The sequence below is a fragment of the Noviherbaspirillum album genome, assembly GCF_035916955.1.
Taxonomy (GTDB): Bacteria; Pseudomonadota; Gammaproteobacteria; order Burkholderiales; family Burkholderiaceae_D; genus Noviherbaspirillum; species Noviherbaspirillum album.
Genome location: NZ_JAWIIV010000108.1, coordinates 1 through 1,453 on the forward strand (window position 1 = coordinate 1; position 1,453 = coordinate 1,453).

The 1,453-nt window shown below is 60.8% G+C and carries 1 protein-coding gene; it reads left to right on the forward strand.

The annotated features are described in order from the left end of the window. The coding region (gene tnpC, locus RY831_RS33560; protein WP_326510488.1) for an IS66 family transposase at positions 1–1,400 on the forward strand (1,400 nt) is incomplete at its 5' end. Positions 1,401–1,453: the final 53 nt, after the last annotated feature.

The following is a 1,453-nucleotide window of genomic DNA, read 5'->3' on the forward strand; positions in this document are numbered from 1 at the left end:
ACGAAATGGCCATCCTCAAGCGGCTCAAGTTCGCCGCTTCCAGCGAAGCCTACACCGGTGAGCAGCAGCGCATGCTGTTTGAAACGCTCGACACCGATATCGAGGCGCTCACAGCCGAGATCGAGCGACTCAATCCGACCAAGCCAAGCGCCGATGAGGGCAAGAAGCAGCAACCCAAGCGCACCGCGTTGCCGTCATCCTTGCCGCGCAAGGAAGTGCGCCACGATCCTGATTCCACTACCTGCGCTTGCGGCTGCCAGCTGCAGCGCATCGGCGAGGACGTGGCCGAGAAGCTCGACTACCAGCCGGGCGTCTTTACAGTGGAGCGCCATGTCCGCGGCAAGTGGGTCTGCCGGCAATGCGAGACGTTGGTGCAGGCGCCGGTGCCGCCGCAGATCATTGACAAGGGTATCCCGACCGCTGGTCTGCTGGCCCATGTCCTGGTCGCCAAATATCTGGATCATCTGCCACTCTACAGACAGAGCGGCATCTACGGCCGTGCCGGATTCGCCATCCCGGACTCAACGCTGGCACAGTGGGTAGGCGTGTGCGGTGTGCAGTTGCAGCCGATAGTCGATGCACTGTGCCAGGAACTGCTGGCACAGCGTGTCTTGCATGCTGACGAGACGCCGGTGGCGATGCTCAAGCCGGGCAACGGCAAGACGCATCGCGCCTACCTGTGGAGCTACTGCAGCACGGCCATGAATGACATGAAGGCGGTGGTGTTCGACTTCGCCGAATCCCGCGCCGGCCGGCATGCCGGGGAATTCCTTGGTGACTGGCGCGGCACGCTCATCTGCGACGACTTCAGCGGCTACAAGCACTTGTTTAAACAAGGCATCATCGAAGCGGGCTGCATGGCGCATGCACGGCGCAAGTTCCATGAGCTCTACGCGAACCACAAGAGTCAGATTGCCGAAGAAGCATTGAAGCTGTTCGGCGCACTGTACGACATTGAGCGGCAGGTACAGCCCCTGGATGCCGAAAGTCGGCAGGAAGTACGCAATCGACTCGCCAGACCGGCAGCCGATACGCTGCATGCGTGGTTACTGGCGCAGCGGCAGCGAGTCCCGGATGGCAGTGCGACGGCCAAAGCCATCAATTACAGTCTAGGACGCTGGGGAGCGCTGACGCGGTACCTGGACGATGGCGCTGTGCCGATCGACAATAATTGGGTGGAAAACCAGATTCGGCCTATTGCACTTGGAAAAAAGAACTGGTTGTTCGCCGGCAGTCTGCGGGCGGGGCAGCGTGCTGCTGCGGTGATGACGCTATTGCACTCTGCGCGGCTGAACGGCCATGATGTGCACGCCTACATGAAGGACATCCTCGAACGCTTGCCGACACTGTCGGCTAGCCGTGTCACCGAACTGTTGCCGCATCGCTGGACGCCCGCGTAAACTTCTGTTCGTAGATTCGGTATCCCGTCAAGGTGAGATGGCTAGGCGCTTAC